The sequence below is a fragment of the Streptomyces sp. NPDC015032 genome, assembly GCF_043080425.1.
In the GTDB taxonomy this organism is placed as follows: domain Bacteria; phylum Actinomycetota; class Actinomycetes; order Streptomycetales; family Streptomycetaceae; genus Streptomyces.
Map to the genome: position 1 here is coordinate 126,886 of NZ_JBIBVN010000019.1, position 17,841 is coordinate 144,726.

The 17,841-nt window shown below is 71.3% G+C and carries 13 protein-coding genes and 1 pseudogene; 10 read left to right on the forward strand and 4 right to left on the reverse strand.

Annotated elements, in window-relative coordinates:
- Nucleotides 1–9 precede the first annotated feature (9 nt).
- Genes ACF08M_RS25100 through ACF08M_RS25145 form a run of 10 tightly spaced genes read left to right on the forward strand, consistent with a single transcriptional unit; the run spans nt 10 to nt 12,712 of the window.
- Nucleotides 10–978, forward strand: coding sequence for a carbohydrate ABC transporter permease (locus ACF08M_RS25100; protein ID WP_392187525.1), 969 nt, complete (start codon nt 10–12; stop codon nt 976–978).
- Nucleotides 965–1,888 (forward strand): carbohydrate ABC transporter permease, encoded by a 924-nt coding sequence (locus tag ACF08M_RS25105; protein ID WP_392187526.1) that lies wholly within the window; start codon nt 965–967, stop codon nt 1,886–1,888. Before ACF08M_RS25100 ends, ACF08M_RS25105 begins: the two co-directional genes overlap by 14 nt.
- 44 nt (nt 1,889–1,932) lie before the next feature.
- A complete protein-coding gene (locus tag ACF08M_RS25110; protein WP_392187527.1) occupies nt 1,933–2,697 on the forward strand; it encodes an SDR family NAD(P)-dependent oxidoreductase in 765 nt (254 codons plus the stop codon).
- Nucleotides 2,685–4,475, forward strand: a complete 1,791-nt coding sequence (locus tag ACF08M_RS25115; protein ID WP_392187528.1) for a heparinase II/III family protein — start codon at nt 2,685–2,687, stop codon at nt 4,473–4,475. Before ACF08M_RS25110 ends, ACF08M_RS25115 begins: the two co-directional genes overlap by 13 nt.
- 3 nt (nt 4,476–4,478) lie before the next feature.
- Nucleotides 4,479–6,464, forward strand: coding sequence for a hypothetical protein (locus ACF08M_RS25120; RefSeq protein ID WP_392187529.1), 1,986 nt, complete (start codon nt 4,479–4,481; stop codon nt 6,462–6,464).
- Between the two features lie 2 nt (nt 6,465–6,466).
- Entirely contained in the window at nt 6,467–7,069 is a 603-nt protein-coding gene (locus tag ACF08M_RS25125) for a DUF624 domain-containing protein (protein ID WP_392187530.1), read from the forward strand.
- Nucleotides 7,066–8,145 carry a DUF1565 domain-containing protein gene (locus tag ACF08M_RS25130; RefSeq protein WP_392187531.1) on the forward strand — a complete coding sequence of 360 codons (1,080 nt, stop codon included), beginning with the start codon at nt 7,066–7,068 and terminating at the stop codon, nt 8,143–8,145. Before ACF08M_RS25125 ends, ACF08M_RS25130 begins: the two co-directional genes overlap by 4 nt.
- Nucleotides 8,142–9,293, forward strand: a complete 1,152-nt coding sequence (locus tag ACF08M_RS25135) for an SGNH/GDSL hydrolase family protein (RefSeq protein ID WP_392187532.1) — start codon at nt 8,142–8,144, stop codon at nt 9,291–9,293. Before ACF08M_RS25130 ends, ACF08M_RS25135 begins: the two co-directional genes overlap by 4 nt.
- Nucleotides 9,294–9,303: 10 nt before the next feature.
- Nucleotides 9,304–11,733: a polysaccharide lyase 8 family protein gene (locus ACF08M_RS25140; protein WP_392187533.1), complete on the forward strand. Its 2,430-nt coding sequence runs from the start codon at nt 9,304–9,306 to the stop codon at nt 11,731–11,733.
- A gap of 4 nt (nt 11,734–11,737) precedes the next feature.
- Nucleotides 11,738–12,712, forward strand: a complete 975-nt coding sequence (locus ACF08M_RS25145; RefSeq protein WP_392187534.1) for an acetylxylan esterase — start codon at nt 11,738–11,740, stop codon at nt 12,710–12,712.
- Between the two features lie 9 nt (nt 12,713–12,721).
- Here ACF08M_RS25145 and ACF08M_RS25150 read toward each other — a convergent pair whose 3' ends face one another.
- From ACF08M_RS25150 to ACF08M_RS25165, 4 genes and pseudogenes are all read right to left on the reverse strand, one after another.
- The gene (locus tag ACF08M_RS25150; RefSeq protein WP_392187535.1) at nt 12,722–14,266 is read right to left on the reverse strand and encodes a phytoene desaturase family protein; all 1,545 of its coding nucleotides are present in this window, start codon (nt 14,264–14,266) and stop codon (nt 12,722–12,724) included.
- A gap of 52 nt (nt 14,267–14,318) precedes the next feature.
- Nucleotides 14,319–16,565, reverse strand: coding sequence for a tetratricopeptide repeat protein (locus ACF08M_RS25155; protein WP_392187536.1), 2,247 nt, complete (start codon nt 16,563–16,565; stop codon nt 14,319–14,321).
- Between the two features lie 27 nt (nt 16,566–16,592).
- Nucleotides 16,593–16,991, reverse strand: a pseudogene (locus ACF08M_RS25160) (oxygenase MpaB family protein); the annotation flags it as partial.
- A 172-nt stretch (nt 16,992–17,163) separates the two neighbouring features.
- Nucleotides 17,164–17,841 (reverse strand): molybdopterin-dependent oxidoreductase (locus ACF08M_RS25165; RefSeq protein ID WP_392187537.1); only part of this gene is annotated, 678 nt, incomplete at its 5' end.

Below are 17,841 nucleotides of genomic sequence, written 5' to 3' on the forward strand. Positions count from 1 at the left end.
CCCGTCACCGTGGGAACGACATCCGTATGGAAGGCGCGGCCCGCACGGCCCCCTTCCCCGACCGCACACCCGGTCGCAAAGAAGCGCACCGGCCGGACCCCCACCGGCCCGGGACGCCGCAGGCGACGCGCCGGCATGCTCATGGTGGCGCCCGCGCTGCTGCATGCCTCGCTCTGGATCGGCCTGCCGGTCGTCGCGTCGGTGGTCCTGGCCTTCACGAAATACGACGTGCTGACGGCGCCGCAGTTCGTGGGCCTGGACAACTTCCGGGAGATGCTGGACGACGCGGTCTTTCGCAAGTCCATCGTCAACACCGTCGTCTACACCTTCTTCACCGTGCCGTTCGGCATGTTGCTGGGGCTGCTGGTGGCCCTGGCGTTGCACACGGGTCTCAAGGCGCGGGGCATCTTCCGTACCGCGGTCTTCCTGCCGCAGATCACGGCGACCGTCGCGATCGCACTGGTCTGGCTGTGGATCTACAATCCGGGCAACGGTCTGCTGAACACGCTGCTTTCGTTCCTCGGCATCGACGGTCCGGCCTGGCTCGCCTCGACCTCGTGGGCGATGCCGTCGGTGATCCTGGTCGGCATCTGGCAGGGCATCGGCATGAAGATGCTCATCTATCTGGCCGCGCTGCAGTCCCTGCCGAAGGAGCTGTACGAAGCCGCTTCGGTGGACGGCGCGTCCAAGGTGCGGCAGTTCTTCTCGATCACCCTGCCGCTGCTGAAACCCGCGACGTTCTTCGTCCTCATCACATCGATGATCAGCGCGTTCCAGTCGTTCGACCAGATCTACATCCTGACCGACGGCGGCCCCGCCAACAGCACCACGATGATGACGTACGAGATCTACAAGTCCGCCTTCCGGGAGTTCCGCGTCGGCTACGCCTGCGCGCAGTCACTGGTGCTGTTCGTGCTGCTGATGGGCTTCACCCTGGTCAACCGGCGGATCATGGGAGGCACCCGTGGCCACAACTGAGCTGCAGAGGCCGGGGGTCACGAAGCGGGACCGGCCCCGGGCCGACGGCAAGCCGCTCTCCGCCGGCCGGATCGCGCTCTATCTGACACTCACCTTCGTCTCGCTGCTGATGGTGGTGCCGTTCGTCTGGATGGTGCTCACCTCGCTCAAGACGCCCGTCGAGATCGCCTCGCAGGACGCCGGACTCCTCCCGGAGCACTGGGAGTTCGGAAACTACCTCGATGCACTGAAAGCCGCACCCTTCGCCACGTACGCGCGCAACAGTTTCATCATCGCGTTCAGCCACACCGTGATCAACGTGGTGGTGGCGTCGATGGCCGGGTACGCGCTGGCACGGATCAGGTTCCGCGGCAGCGAGGTCATCTTCTACCTCTTCATCGCCGCGCTGATGATCCCGACGTACACCAAGGTGCTGCCCGAGTTCCTGATCGTCCGCTTCATGCCGCTGGCCGGCGGGAACGACATCTTCGGCCAGGGCGGCAGCGGCTGGCTGGACTCCTGGTGGGCGCTCATCGTTCCCGGCGCCGTCACTCCGTTCGCCGTCTTTCTCTTCCGCCAGTTCTATCTCGATCTTCCGGTGGAGCTGGAGGAGGCGGCCAGGCTCGACGGTCTGGGCGAGTTCAGGATCTACGCCCGGATCATGACACCGCAGGTCAAGCCCGCGCTCACCACGGTGGCACTGCTGACCTTCGAGGCGTCGTGGAACAACTTCCTCTGGCCGCTGCTGGTGACCCGTACGGACAGCCTGCGGGTGATCCAGGTCGGACTCTCCGTCTTCAAGACGGAGAACGGCCCCCAGTGGCACTTCCTGATGGCCGGCACCACGCTGGCCACCCTTCCCATGGTCGTTCTCTTCCTCATCGGCCAGCGCTATTTCGTGCAGGGCTTCGCAACCGCCGGTCTCAAGTGACCCATTCCGGTCCGAGCGGCCGGCTATCGAAAGGTTTCCACTCCATGTCTGCTGATCTCAATGGCTCCCGCGCGCTGGTGACAGGGGCGGGCCACGGAATCGGCCGCGCCATCGCCGTCGCCCTTGCCGAGGCCGGCGCCGATGTCGCCGTCCACTACCACTCCTCCGCCGACGAGGCCGCGAAGACGGTCTCCGCCATCGAGGCGCTCGGCCGCAGGGCGAAGGCGTTCAAGGCCGATGCCACCGTGACCGGCGAGGTGGACCGGCTCGTCGACGAGGCGACCGGCTTCCTCGGCGGCCTGGACGTCCTGGTCTGCAACGCGGGCCATCTGATCGGCCGGGCCACCATCGCCGAGATGTCCGACGACCACTTCGATCAGGTCCTCTCCACCAATCTGACGTCGGCCTTCCGCACCGTGCGGGCCGCGCTTCCGCACCTGACGCAGTCCTCGGCCGGGCGCATCATCACCATGTCCTCGCTGGCCGCGCACAACGGCGGCGGCCCCGGTTCGGTCGCCTACGCGGCGGCCAAGGCCGGCGTCCGGGGCTTCGCCAAGGGCCTCGCCAAGGAGCTCGGCTCCAGCGGCATCACGGTCAACACCGTCGCACCGGGCTTCATCAAGGGCACCGCCTTCCACGACACCTTCACGGCGCCCGAGGCGCAGCAGGCGATGGAGGCGGGCATCCCGGTCGGCCGGGCCGGCACCCCCGAGGACGTCGCCGCCGCGGTCGTCCATCTGGCGTCGCCGTCGTCCGGCTTCCTCACCGCCACCACGGTGGACATCGACGGTGGCGCGTGGCCGCGTTGAGGAAAATCGCCCAGGAGCGCGGCGGCTGGTGGCACGCGTACGTCTGCCCGGCGCACGGCGTGGAGCTCGACCATGGTGATCTGCTCGCCGGGGTCTTCCCGGCGGGCGGTGCCCGCTGCGCGTACGGCTGCCGGGTGGACGACGAGGCGGTGCGCGGTGCCTGGCTGGTGCTTTCGCACCAGGCGTGGGCACGGCACCTGCGGGTGCTCGCCTGCCGGGGCGAGCGCGCGGAGGCCGTGACCCGGCTCGTCGAGTACGCCGGTCTGTACGCGGAGCTCGCCACCGAGCGGCACGGCGAGGCACAGACCTGGATGCTCCGCGGCCGGCTCTTCCACCAGGCGCTGACCGACGCCATCTGGGCGGTCACCATCGGGCACACCGTGATCACGCTCGCCGAGGACTCCACCGAGCACCTGGCGGCGGTGCTGCCGCTCCTCGACGACCTGGAGCAGGCGGCGCTCGACGCCCGGGACGTGCTGACCGGTCAGGGCCATCTCGCCTCCAACTACACCGCGTGGCTCAACGCCGCGGGCGTGGCGACGAGTCGGGCGGCCGCCGCGGCCCGCGGCCGGGAGTGGGACGGTGGCAAGCGGTGGCTGGAGGGCGACCAAGGGCTGTACGCACACCTGCGGGTCGCGGTCGCCGACGACGGCTGGGAGTGGGAGGGCAGCACCTACTACCACGGGTTCGTACTGCGGGCCGCGCTGCTCGCACTGCGGGGCAGCGACCCCGCGGCCGTTCCCCCTGATGTGGTGGAGGTACTGGCCGGGATGACGGATGTCCTGGCGGCGATCGCCACGCCGGGCGGCATCCTGCCCGCACTGCACGACGGCCCGTATCTGCGCGGTCCGCTCGCCCTGGAGTGGCTCGAACTGGTGGCGCTGGCACAGCAGTTGTTCCCTTCCCCCGCCCTCGAGGCGGTGGCCGGGCGGGCCCGCGAGGAGCTCGGTGCGCACGACGACGGGCTCGATCGCGAGCTGGGCGGCTGGTTCACGGGGCCCGCGTTGCCGAAGCGGCCGGCGCCGGATCCGGTCACGGTGTTCCCGGCAGTCGGATACGCGGTACTTCACCATGCGGGTGTCCACGCGCTGCTGGACTTCGGTCCGCACGGAGGCTCGCACGGGCATCGCGACAAGCTGTCCCTCTATCTGTACGGGGACACCACCCCGTGGCAGCCCGATCCCGGCCAAGTGCCCTACGCCCACACCGAGTTCCGTGACCTGTACGCATCGACGGCGGCACACCCCGCGTTCCGGGCGGACGGCGCGGAACAGGCCGAGTGCGCCGGGCAGTTGCTGGACTCGGACGGTTCGTCCGTCACTGCGGAGGTGACCACCGCGTACGAAGGGGTGCGTGCAGTGCGGCAGATCGTGCTCGGCGACAGCTATCTGGTCGACCTGCTGACCGTGAGCGCCGAGAGCGCCCGTCGGTTCACCTCGCAGCTGCGCCCCGGCGTCGCGCTGGACATCCAGCTCCAGGCCGCGGGTCCGGTGCGCACCACGTGGTACGGCGACGAGACGCTGCACGGCTGGCACACCCACACCCCGGGGCGGGCGGTGCGTCCGGTCACCCGGCCCGGCCCCGGTCCGGCCGATGATCCGCAGCGCGTGCGTACCCGGGTCGACTTCACCGCGGAGTCGGACCGGATCACCTTCGCCTCGGTGTATCAGGCGGCCTCGGCGGGCCCCGCGGTGACCGATGTGCAGCTGGACGGTGAGGGGGTGCTGACGGTCGCACTGACCGACGGCAGCTCCGCACAGTTCCGGACGGAGGACTGACCCTTGTTGCTCTCGGCGACCCCGCCGCCCGGCCCGCGCCCCGCCCAGGCGGTGCGGCTCCGCGAGGAGGCCGCCCGCCACCGCGGGCTGACCCCGCCCCGCACCCATCCCCTGGCCAGCATCACCTGGCTGGGCCCCGCCGCCTCCAACCCGGCGCTGGCCCACCGGGTCGGCGGCGATCTTGCCCATCTGGCGGAGAGCCGGCGCTGGATCGAGGCCACGGTGCGGCTGCCGCACTGGGGCAAGGCACATATGCCGGACCACGATCTGGACGCCGGATGGCTGCTGCACCATCTGTCACTCGCGTACCGGTGGATCGGCGACGATCTGCCGGACGGGGTGCGGTCGCTGCTGCGGTACAAGCTGCTGCTCCAGGGGCGGCGGATGTACGAGTACGCGGTGGCGAGCGAGGGCGGCTGGTGGTCGTCGTCGTACTGGCAGAACCACAACTGGATCTGTTACGCGGGTCTGGCGACGGCCGGTTACGTGCTCGGCAAGGAGGAGTGGACCGAGCGCGCCAAGGAGAACCTCGGCACGGTCCTCGATCTGATGCCCGAAGACGGCTCGCATGCCGAGGGCGTCGTCTACTGGCGCTACGGCGTGCCCTTCCTCGCCATCCACCTGGACCTCCTCCAGGAGGCGGAGGGCATCGACTGGTGGGGGCGGGGCGGGTTCCTCTCCCGCACCTTCGACTACCGGCTGCACCAGATGGCCCCCGGGTTCGCGTTCAACGTCGACCACGGCGACTGCCACGACCGGCGCAGTGGGCACAGCGCCGGTCTGTATTACCGCCTCGCGGCCCAGTACGGCATCCCGGAGGCGCAGTGGATGGGCGATCTCGCCTCGGGCGAACTGCTGTGGCAGGAGGCCGCGGAGAGCGGGGTGCGTCCGGGAATCCTGCCGGAGGCCTATCTCGAATACCTCTGGTACGACCCGTCCGTGACCGCCGCCCGCCCCACCGCGACAAGGGCGTTCTTCCCGGATCTGGGGCTGCTCGCGGCCCGTACCGGATGGGACGACGACGCCACGCTCGTCTCGTTCAAGGCGAGCCCCGGTGGTGGTCACAAGGCGTGGGAGACATCGGCGAAGCACCGGGCCGAGCGGGGCTGGGACACCCTCGAACAGGGGCACCACCACCCCGATTCGGGCTCGTTCGTGCTGGTATCCCAGGGGGCGTTCCTCGCGGTCGACGAGGGCTACAGCAACCGCAAGCGGGCCGCGCACCACAACCTGCTGCTGGTGGACGGGCAGGGGTACGCGGACGAGGACCGGTACCACGTCTACCGGGACCTCCCGTACGAGCGGCAGGCCCGGCAGCGTGACGTGCTGGTCACCCCCGGCTGCGGCTGGGCACACGCCACGGCGGAGATCGCCGCGATGTACGACCCCGGGCTGGGGGTGCGGCGGCTGGACCGGACGCTGGTGTTCACCCCGTCGGGGCGGCTCGTACTGCTGGACCTCGCCGAGGCGGACACGGAGCGGGAGTGGACGTTCCTGCTCCAGACCGACCGGCCGACCGAGCCGCGGCCGGACGGCAGCCGGCTGATCCGGTCCGGGACGGCCTCGGCACTGGTGCGGCAGTTCGCGCCCCATCATGCCCCGGTCGTCACCGAGGTCACCGAGGTCGAGGCCAATCCCACGTCCAGCACGCCGGAACTGCGCCTCACCCGCACGCTGCACACGCTCCGTGCGACGACCGCGCGCTCATCGCACGGTCTCTTCCTCACCACGATCACCCCGGGCCCCGAACCGGTCGCCGCGGAGCGGATCGGGTGTGCGGAGGGCGAGGGCGTGGCCTTCGGCGGGGAGACCGTGCTCCTCTCCCCCGCCGCCCGTCGCATCCGCACCGCGGGCGTCGACGCGGACGCGGCGGCGGTGCTTCTCGGCGGCGACAACCACGCCCCGTACGTGGTGGCGGCCACCCGGCTGGAGCTGGACGGCCGCATGCTGCTCGATGTCCCGGAGCCGTACACAGGAAAGGTCGGCTGATCATGCAGACAACCCTCTCGTCCGGCTGGCCGACGCTGCTGCGGCGGCTGGAGTTCGTGGCCTACCCTGCCGCTGCCGGAGCCGCGTTCACCGTGCTGTCGCTCGGCCTCGTGACCTGGCTGCCGGCGCTCGCCGCGATGGGGCACGCCCTGCAGCGGTGGCGGGCGGAGGGTGACAGCCGTTGCTTCACCGATGTGTTCACCGCGTTTCCCCGGTACTGGCGGGCCTTGTGGCGGCACTGCCTGGCGTCCACCGCGGCGGGACTCGTCCTGCTCGCCAACTTTGTCCATCTGCTGGGCCGTTCGGAGCCATGGACGTTCGTGCTGCTCGCCGCGCAGGTGGGCATCGCGGCCGCGCTGGTCGTCCATCATGTGGCGCTCGCGGCCGAGGCCGGCCGGTCGCCGCACGGCACGGTCCGCGTCTGGTCGCGCGGTGCGCTGGTTCTCGGCTTCGGGTCGGCGGCCCGCGGCACCGCACTGCTCGGCGCGGTGATCTCCGCCGCGCTGCTCTCCCTCGTCGTACCGCTGGGTCCCCTGCTCCTCGGCCCCAGCATCCCCGTACTGCTCGCTCTGTCCTTCGCAGACCCCAGGAGGCACACCTCATGAGCCGCGTACTTCACACCACTCTCGCCGCCGCACTCGCCGTCGGCGCCCCGCTCGCCTTCCCCGCGGCGTCCGGGGCCGCCGAAGCCGCCACCGCGTACTACGTGTCGCCGTCCGGCAGCGACACCAACGCCGGTACGTCGGCGGGCGCCCCGCTCGCCACGATCCAGAAGGCGGTCGATCTGGCACCGACGGGCGCGGTGGTGCACCTCGCCGCCGGTACGTACAAGCAGGATGTCGTGACCAAGCGCTCCGGAGTCACCCTCACCGGCCCGTCGAACGCCGTGGTGAAGGGGGCGGGCGACGCCCGGATCATCCAGGTGCAGCACGACTCGACGACACTCAGCGGTTTCACCGTGGACGGGCTGCACGGGTCGTCCACCGATGTGTCGGGGTACCGCCTCAAACTCATATATGTCATGAGCACGACTCCCGGCAACGGTGTGGGCGGTCTGCGGATCACCGGAATGACGCTGAAGAACGCCGCCGACGAGTGCCTGCGGGTGCGCTATCTGGTGACCGGCGCCGACATCTCCGGCAACACGATCACCAACTGCGGCGTCAACGACTTCAAGTTCGGCGGCGGCGGCAAGAACGGCGAGGGCATCTACCTCGGCACGGCCCCCGAGCAGCAGGGGGCGAACGGCGCCCCGGACGCGGCCCCCGACATCAGCAGGAACAACCGCATCCATCACAACACCATCGCCACCCAGGGCAACGAGTGCGTCGACGTGAAGGAGAACTCGACCGACAACTACGTCGAGTACAACGGCTGCAGCGGCCAGCAGGACGCCGGCTCCGGCGGGCTCGACGCCCGCGGCAGCGGCAACATCTTCCGCTACAACACCATTCACGACAACGTCGGCGCGGGCATCCGGCTCGGCGGTGACACCGCGACCGACGGCATCGACACCAGCGTCTACGGCAATACCATCACTCGCAACGCGGGCGGCGGCATCAAGTTCATGCGCACCCCGCAGGGCCCGGTGTGCACCAACACGATGAGCGGCAACACCGGTGGCGACGCGGTCGGCACCTACGGCAGCGCGTACGACCCGACGGGTGCGTGCCCCAAGTGAGCGGGCGGGGACCCGCGAGACGCGGGGTGCTGACGGCGGCGGCCGGTCTGGCGGCGGTCGCCGCCACGGCGCCGGGGGCGCAGGCTGCCGAGGCTCCGGCAGGCGGCCTGCGCCGCTCGCGCTGGACGACGTCCTGGGCGACCGCGCAGACCGCACCGACCGCCGCCGACGCGGTGGCGAGCGCCGGGCTGACCGACGGCACGTTCACGGCGAACGTACGGCTGTCGGCGGGCGGAACGGTCCGGCTGCGCTACGGACACGCCTTCGGCACGGTCCCGGTCCTGGTCGGCCCGGTGACGGCGGGCGGGCGGCCGGTGACGTTCGGCGGGCGGCGGCAGGCGTGGCTCGCCGCGGGCGCCTCGCTGACCAGCGACCCGGTCGCCGGTCTGCGTACCGCCGAAGCGGCGGCTCTCACGGTGGAGACCCGGCTCCCCGGCCCCACCGGGCCGCTGTCCTTCCACCGCAACACCCATGCCTCGCACTCCGTCGACGGTGTACGCACCACCTCGGTGTTCCTGCTGACGGGCGTCGAGGTGACGGGAGCCCACGGACCGGTGATCGCGGTGCTGGGCGATTCCATCGCGGAGGGCGTCGGCACACCCGACGACGCCGATCTGCGCTGGCCCGACCAGCTGGCCCGGCGGCTGCCCGGATCGGCCGTCGCCAATCTCGGCATCAGCGGCAACCGGGTGCTGCTGGACGACGCCCGGTTCGGGCCGAGCGGACAGGCACGCTTCGACCGCGACGTACTGTCGCTCCCGGGGCTGCGGACCGTACTCATCCATCTCGGTGTCAACGACCTCCAGCAGCCGCCGAGCCAGACGGATCCGGCGCGCATCCTGGCCGGGTACCGGCAGCTGGTGCTGCGCGCCCGGAACGCCGGACTGCGGGTGGTCGGCGCGAGTGTCACCCCGTTCGGGGGCTGGACCCGCTGGACACCGGAGCTGGAAACGGTACGGCAGCAGGTCAACGCTGCCGTACGGACCGGCCGGGTCTTCGACGCCGTCGCCGATTTCGACGCGGCCCTGCGCGACCCGGAACACCCGTCGCGGCTGCTGCCCGCGTACGACAGCGGCGACGGACTGCACCCCAACCCCGCCGGTCACGCCGCGCTGGCCGCGGCCGTCGACCGCCGACACCTTCTGTGAGGGCCGCATCATGAACCCAGCAACCACCCCGGGCACCACCCGGCGCAGCGTCCTCGCGGGGGCGGCGGCGCTCGGCGCGGCCGCTGCCCTTCCGCTCGTGGTCACCACCACCGCCGACGCCGCGAACACGACCGTCGCGGACACCGTCGTCGATGACGCCGCCTCCCTCCGCACCCGGTGGCACACCCTGCTCACCGGCGGTCCCGGTCTCGACCTGACGGACCCGCAGATCGCCGCGGCCGTGACCAGGATCGGCAAGGCGGCGACCACCTCGGTCAAGGGGCTGGACCCGACCCGTACCGACGGGCTGTTTCCGGATCTGACCAGCACCACGCTCTCCAACCACGTCACGACGTCGTTCAAACGGCTCGCCACCGTCGCGACCGCGTGGGCCGTCCCCGGCACTCCCCAGTACGCAGACACCGCCCTGCGCGATCTGCTGCTGGCCGGCCTCAACTGGATGCTGACGAACCGGTACGGCCCCGGCCACACCCGGTTCGACAACGACTGGGACTGGGAGATCGGCTCCGCGCTCGCCCTCAACGACGCGGCCGTGCTGCTGTACGACGCGCTCGGGACGGAGCGGCTGGGCAGGATCACCACGGCCGTCGGGCACTACACGCCCGACCCCAACCTCTGGCGGGCCGACCGGCAGATCGCCACCGGTGCCAACCGGGTGTGGATCTGCACCGTCGTCGCCGTCCATGCCGTGCTCACCGGCAACGGTGACGATCTGGCCCGGGTCCGTGACGCTCTTTCGGACGTCGAGGGTTCGGGTGCCAACAGCGTCCTCGCCTTCAACGACGTCAGCGCGGCAGCGGAGGGCACCGGCGAGGGCTTCTACTCCGACGGCTCGTTCCTTCAGCACTACAAGCACCCGTACAACGGCGGGTACGGCAAGGAACTGCTGAACAACGTGTCCCGGCTGCTGAACCTCCTCGCCGGCACGGCGTGGACGGTCACCGACCCCGATCTCGACAACGTCCGCAGCTGGGTCGACGACGGCTTCGACCCGCTGCTGGCCCGCGGCGACGTGATGGCCTCGGTGTGCGGACGCGAGATCGCCCGCCCCAGCAAGCAGGGGCACGTCTCGGCGCAGACGGTCATCGAGGCCGTGGTGCGGCTGATCCCGAGCTTCCCCGGCGAGACGGCCGACCGGTTCACCGCCCTGGTCAAGCAGTGGATCGCACAGGACACCTACCGGGACTTCCTGGCCGTCACCGACCTCGCCTCGCTCGTCGCCGCCCGGCAGGTCATCGCCTCCCCGGTCCCCGCGCGCGGCCCGCTGGTCGCGCACAAGCAGCACCCGCGCATGGACAAGGCTGCGCATCACCGGCCGTCCTTCGCGCTCGGCATCTCCGCGTACTCGTCCCGGATCTACAACTACGAGTCGATCCAGAACGAGAACCTGCACGCCTGGCACCTCTCCGACGGCATGGTCCTCCTCTACACCGACGACCTCGGGCACTACAGCGAGGACTACTGGCCGACTGTCGACCCGACCCGGCTGCCCGGCACCACCGTCATCGCCGGACGGCCCGCGGACGCGGCGGGTCAGCGCACCACCAGTACGTCGGACTGGGCGGGCGGCACAGCACTGCCGGGCACGACGCTCGGGGCGTACGGCATGGAGCTGCGCGCCTACGGAAGCTCGCTGCACGGGCTGAAGAGCTGGTTCTGCCTGGACGACGTGATCGCGTGCGTCGGCTCGGGGATCACCTCCGACGCGGGCACGGCGGAGACGGTCGTGGAGAACCGGAAGCTCCGCGACCCGAAGGCGGCCCTGCTCGTCAACGGCGCGGCCGCGCCCACCGGCACCGGCTGGTCGGCCCGGCTCGACGAGGTGCGGTGGCTGCACGTCGCCGGGACCGGCGGCTACATCTTCCCCGAGCCCGCCACGCTGCACGGTCTGCGCGAGGACCGCACCGCGACCTGGCGCGAGATCAACCTCAAGTACGGCACGGACACCCCGGTCACCCGCCCGTATCTGACGCTCTGGCAGGACCACGGCGCCGCACCGAGCGGGGCGGGCTACTACTGGCTCCAGGCCCCGGCGGCCTCGGCCGAGCGGACGAAGCAGTGGGCGTCCGCGCCCCCGGTGAAACCGATCGCCCGCTCCACGGCGGTGCACGCGGTACGCCGGTGCGCGGACGGGCTGATCGCGGCGAACTTCTGGACCGCCGGAACCGCACAGGACCTGACGTCGGACGGCCCCGCCTCGGTGCTCGTACGACCGGACGGAAAGACGGTGAAGGTGTCCCTGTCCGACCCGACACAGCTGCGCTCCTCCGTCGTGCTGGACCTGGCGCAGCGCGGTCTGACCGTCGTCTCCGCAGATCCGGGCGTGAGCGCCGCCCCCACCGGCAACGGCGTCCGGATCACCGCCGACACCGCCCGGCGCCACGGTGCGACCCTCAACCTCACCCTGAAGAGGAGCTAGAGCCTTGCTGTTCGACATGGATCTGGACCGGCTGCGTGACTACCGGCCGGAGCCGGAGGAGCCGGCCGACTTCGACGCCTTCTGGGAGAAGACGCTCACGGAGACGGCCCGGCACCCGCTGGACGCCGGGTTCGTCCCGTACGACGCCGGGTTCGCGACCGTCGACGTGTTCGACGTGACGTTCCAGGGCTGGGGCGGGCAGCCGGTGAAGGCGTGGCTGCTGCTGCCGAAGGCACGGTCGGGGCCGCTGCCCGCCGTGGTGCAGTACATCGGCTACAACGGCGGCCGGGGCATTCCGTACTCCTGGCTCACCTGGAGCGCACTGGGATACGCACATCTGGTGATGGACAACCGGGGCCAGGGCGGCGGCGGCAAGAACACGGCGGACACCCCGGACATCGGACCGGACGGCCACGGCTCGTCCTCCCCCGGCTTCCTGACCCGGGGCATCGAAGACCCGCAACGACACTACTACCGGCGGCTGATCACGGACGCGGTGCGGGCGGTGGAAGCGGCGAAGGCCCATGAGGCGGTGGACGCCTCACGGGTGGCGGTGCTCGGTGGCAGCCAGGGCGGCGGCCTGGCGCTCGCCGTGGCCGGGCTGCGGGACGACATCGTGGCGGCCGTCGCCGATGTGCCGTTCCTCTGCCACTACCGGCGCGCCTCGCAGATCACGGACTCCGGGCCGTACGCGGAGATCGCTCGCTGGCTGTCCGGGCACCGCTTCCGGATCGACGAGGCGATGGCGACGCTGTCCTACTTCGACGGGGTCAACTTCGCGGCGCGGGCGACCGCCCCGGCGTGGTTCTCGGTCGGTCTGATGGACCGGATCTGCCCGTCGTCCACGGTGTTCGCCGCCTATCACCGCTATGCGGGTCCGGCCGAGATCGAAGTGTTCACCTACAACGGGCACGAGGGCGGCGCGGAGTACGACCTGCCGCGCAAGCTCGACGCGCTGCGGGGCGTGTTCGGCCGGTAGCCGTGGCCGTCACCGGCCCAGCGCCGCCATCGCGGCGTTGTGGCCGGGGACTCCGCTGACCCCGCCGCCGCGGACGGCACCCGCCCCGCACAGCAGCACATTGGCGTGCGCCGTCTCCACCCCCCACCGCCCGGTGGATTCGGTGGCATACGGGAACGCGAGGTCCCGGTGGAAGATGTGACCGCCGGGCAGCCGGAGGTCCTGTTCGAGGTCGAGCGGGGTCTTCGCCTCGATGCACGGTTCGCCGTTCTCGTCACGGGCCAGGCAGTCGGTGACGGGCTCGTCCAGGTGCGCGTCGAGTTCGGCGAGCGTCGCCGCCAGCAGCTCGGCCCGTGTCGCCGCGTTGTCGGCGGCGAAGAGCCGGGCGGGGGTGTGCAGGCCGAAGAGGGTGAGGGTCTGGTAGCCGCGGGCGGCGAGGTCCGGGCCGAGGATCGACGGGTCGGTCAGCGAGTGGCAGTAGATCTCGGACGGCGGGGTGGCGGGCAGCCGCCCCGCCGCCGCGTCCCGGTAGGCGTCGGCGAGCTGCCCGTACCCCTCGGCGATGTGGAAGGTTCCCGAGAAGGCGGCGCGCGGGTCGACGCCGCGGTCGCGCAGCCGGGGCAGCCGGGTGAGCAGCATGTTCACCTTCAGCTGGGCGCCCTCGGCCGGGGCGGGCGGTTCGTCCCCGAGGAGGGCGGCGAGCGCCTGCGGCGAGGCGTTGACGAGGACCCGGCGGGCCGCGACGACCTGTTCCGCCCCGGGTGAGCGGACGGTGATCTCGGCCCGCGTTCCGTCCGTCTCGATCCTTGTCGCCTCGTGCCGCACCCGGATCTCCGCACCGGCCGCGCGGGCGGCCATGGCGAGGGCGTCGGTCAGCGCGCCCATGCCACCGACGGGCACGTCCCAGTCACCGGTGCCGCCGCCGACGACGTGGTAGAGGAAGCAGCGGTTCTGGAGCAGGGACGGATCGTGCGCATCGGCGAAGGTGCCGATCAGGGCGTCGGTGAGAACGACTCCGCGTACGAGGTCGTCATGGAAGTTCTCCTCGACGGCGACGCCGATGGGCTCCTCGAAGAGCGCCCGCCATGCCTCCTGGTCACCGATCCGTTCGCGCAGCGTGTCCCGGGCGGGCAGGGGTTCGGTGAGCGTCGGGAAGACCCGTTCGGCGACGTGCCGTGTCATGCCGTAGAAGCGCTGCCACGCCTCGTACTCCCGGTCCGAGCCGGTGAGCGCGGCGAAGGAGTCCCTGGTTCGGTCACCGCCGACGAGCAGTCCGGTGGCGCGGCCGCCGCGCACGGTCGGGGTGTACGAGGAGACGGTCCGCTTGCGTACGGCGAAGTCCAGGCCGAGATCGCGGACGATCTTCCGCGGCAGCAGGGACACCAGGTACGAGTAGCGCGAGAGCCGGGCGTCGACCCCGGCGAAGGGCCGGGTGGAGACGGCCGCGCCGCCGGTGGTGGCCAGGCGTTCCAGGACCAGGACGGACTGTCCGGCGCGGGCGAGGTAGGCGGCGGCGACCAGGCCGTTGTGGCCACCGCCCACGATCACTGCGTCATAGCTGTCGGGTGCGCGCATGGCCCTTGGTAGCACGGGACGTTCCTCCCTGACCAGAGCCCGTGGTGGCCGGTCAGCGCGGCGGTACGTCCCGCGCGCGGCGCAGCGCCGCGACCCGGCGGTACAGCTGGACGGCCTCCGGTCCCCGGCCGAGCTGCTCCAGGCAGTGCGCCTCGTCGTTGCGGGCGGCGAGGGTGTCGGGGTGGTCGGCGCCCAGGACGTGCTCGCGGGCGTCGGCGACCTGGCGGTAGACGGTGAGGGCGTCGGCCCAGTGGCCGAGCCAGCCCAGGCCGACGGCGATCTCGCGGCGGCTGACGAGGGTGTCCGGGTGGTCGGCGCCCAGGACACGTCCGCGGATCGCGCACACGTCGCGCGCCTCGGCGAGTGCCTCCTCCCAACGGGCCAGGCGCCCGAGATTGACGCCGAGGCCGTGGCGGGCCCGGAGCGTCTCGGGGTCGGCGGGGCCACCGACCCTGGTCCGGTCGGCGACGAGCGCGCGGTACAGCTCCAGGGCCTCCGCGCTGTGTCCCAGGCAGCCGAGGCTGATGCCGACCTCGTAGCGGGCGGCCAGCGTGTCGGGATGGTCGGCACCGAGTGCCCTGGCGCGGGCGCGGGCGACTTCCCGGTAGGCCTCCAGGGCCTCCGTCCAGCGCCCCAGCCGGCCGAGCGTGTACGCGACTTCGTAGAGCGTGGCCAGGGTGTCGGGGTGGTCGGCGCCCAGCAGGCGGGCACGGGCCGACGCCACGTCCCTGGCCATCCGGCAGGAGTCCTCCAGGCGGCCGAGCCGGCCGAGGTTGAAGGCGAGGTTGTGGCGGCAGCGCAGGGTGTCGGGGTGGTCGGGGCCCATGAACCGCTCCCGGGAGGCGAGGACCGCCGCGTACACCTGATGGGCCTCGAGGTGCCGGCCCAGCCGGCCCAGGACGTACGCCATCTCCTGGCGGGCGGCGAGGGTCTCCGCGTGGTCGGGGCCCAGCGTGCGCTCCCGGCCCCGGGCGACGCGGTCGAACTCCCGCAGCGCGTCAAAGGCGCGTCCGGTGCGGCTGAGGGTGAAGCCGACCTCGTACCGGCTGGAGAGCGTGTCGGGATGGTCGGGGCCGAGGGCGTGTTCGCGCTCGGCGGCGACCGCGCGGTGCACCTCGCCGGCTTCCTCCCAGTGGCCCAGCCGGCCCAGGTCGAGGCCCGCGCTGTGCCGGCCGGCGAGGACGCAGAGCAGTTCCGGCGACGGGGCCGGCCGCTCGGCCCTGGGCGGCGGCAGCTCTCCGGTGAGGTGCCTCAGGTCGCTGCCGGTGGTCCACTCGCCGGTCAGGCCCGCGGAGTGGTCGGGCGAGGCAAGCCCGAGGCGGATGCCGGTCGCCTTGTGTCCGGTGGTCATGCCGCGGGTCCAGACCGGCAGTTGCTGCTCCGGCCGCACGACGGGAACGGGTGGCGGGAGCCGTACGTGTTGCGAGGGCCGGAGCTGCGGCTGCTCGCCGGTGCGGCCGACGGCGATCCGCTGCCGCAGGTCGCCCGCGTCGGCGGGCCGCTCCTCGGGGGTCTTGGCCAGCAGTTCCAGGACGACGCGGTCGAAGAATCCGGGGAGTTCGGCCCGGTGGGTACGGAGTGGCTCGGGCTGGGTGTCGCGGTGTCCGACGAGGACGGCCCAGGCGTCGTCGAGGTCGAACGGCGGTGCCCCGGTGGCGATCTCGTACAGGACGCAGCCCAGCGAGTAGAGGTCGCTGCGGTGGTCGACGTGGCCACCGCTGATCTGCTCGGGAGACATGTAGTGCGGGGTGCCCATGGCGATGCCCGTGCCGGTGAGGCGGGAGGTGAAGCCGATGTCGTGGCCGAGTCTGGCGATGCCGAAGTCGCAGATCTTCACCGTGCCATCGGTGAGCCGCATGATGTTGGCGGGCTTGAGATCGCGGTGCACGATGCCCTGCTGGTGGGTGTAGCCGAGGGCGTCGGCGACCTGTTCGGCGATGTCGACGATGTCGGGTACCGGCAGCGGATGCTGTTCGTTGTCCTCCAGGAGCTGGCTGAGGTTGCGGCCGTCGAGGAGTTCCATGACCAGATAGAGGACGCCCTCGTGCTCACCGAAGTCATGGACGACCGTGACACCGCGGTGCTGGAGCGCGGCCGCGACGCGGGCCTCGCGGCGGAAGCGTTCGCGCAGGACACGGGTGAAGGACTGGTCGTGCTGGGGCCCCATCGGCTTGAGGCATTTGACGGCCACATGGCGGCCGAGCGACTCGTCCCGGGCACGCCACACCTCGCCCATGCCTCCGCGCCCGATCAGATCGAGCAGTCGGTACCGGCTCTGGATCAGCCTGGTGTCCGCCATCGCCTGCTGTCGCCCCCGTCGCTCCGCCTACTTCGGTGCCCTCCCCGGCCCGTCCAGTATGGCGGCCTGGCTTCGCAGTTTGTACGGGGTGGGGCGGCTGCCGGGGCCGAGCCGGGCCATCGCGTTCAGAATGTGACCGGGCGGGGGTCGCCGACGGAGCCGGGCGGGAATACAGCGCAGAGCGGTTCCGGCGGTGCTCAGCCGGCGGTCGACGGTGCGCACGGGCCCCACAGGTCTGCCGTAGAGCTCATGGGCGTCCGGCGGCCGCGACTGATGGGCCAGGTCCGCCACGCGCCGCCCCAGCAGTGCGCGCGCCGGTACCAGCGGCGCGTGGACGGGCGGCCGGCGCAGGAGCGCGTCGACGTCCGACGCCCCGGGGGACGCGGCGAGCTGTGGCCGTACCGCTTCGAAATAGGCGGCGAGCTCCACTTCGGCGAGGCCGGGCACAGGCCGCCAGGATCCGGCTGCCGTCCCTGGGCGTGCTTTCCTCATGAATCCTGCGGCAGATCACGTTCGCCGGCATGGCACTCCTCCCGACGCGATGCCGTCCTCGCCGGAACGTGCCGCCGGGGCGGCGGACATTCTTGGTGGCATGCTGTCAGATGGGCATTCGGTAGCCGTAGAACTCATGGTCCTCGTTGTAGCCGCCCTGCCCCGCGCCGAGGTGGGAGAAGCTCTCGACGAACTCGATGGCCTGGATCCACTTGACCTGCTTGAAGCCCAGCTCAAGCTCGTTGCGCAGCCGAAGCGGAGCACCGTGCAGCTCGTTGAGCGGTTCGCCGTTCATCTCGTAGGCCAGGATGGTCAGGTGGTGCTGCATGTGCTCGATCTTGTGAGCGTCGTAGTAGACCCCGCCTTCGCCGCCGGCGGCGAAGGAGTAGAACACCGCAAAGCGCGCCTTCGGCGATGGCTGCACCAGTTCGAGGATCTCTCGCATCGGCACGCCTCCCCACTTGGCGACGCCTGACCAGCCCTGGATGCAGTAGTGCTGGGTGGTCTGCTCTTGTTTGGGCATCGCCTTCAGCTGCTCATAGGACAGGGTGACGGGTTCATCTACGAGTCCGTCGACCCGCAGTCTGTAGTCGCGGAAGCCGTTGTCCCGCAGGTTCGCGTATTCCTGGCTGTCCGGCAGGGTGCCGTTGGGCCAGAAGAACGGCGAGATCGCCTTCTCGGGGTAGGTTGCACGCGGATCCGCATATTCCAGCAGCGCCTTTGCCCAGCCGATAAGGAACTTGCCGGCTTTCTGTACCACCCGCGGATAGCGCAGCGTGAGCGG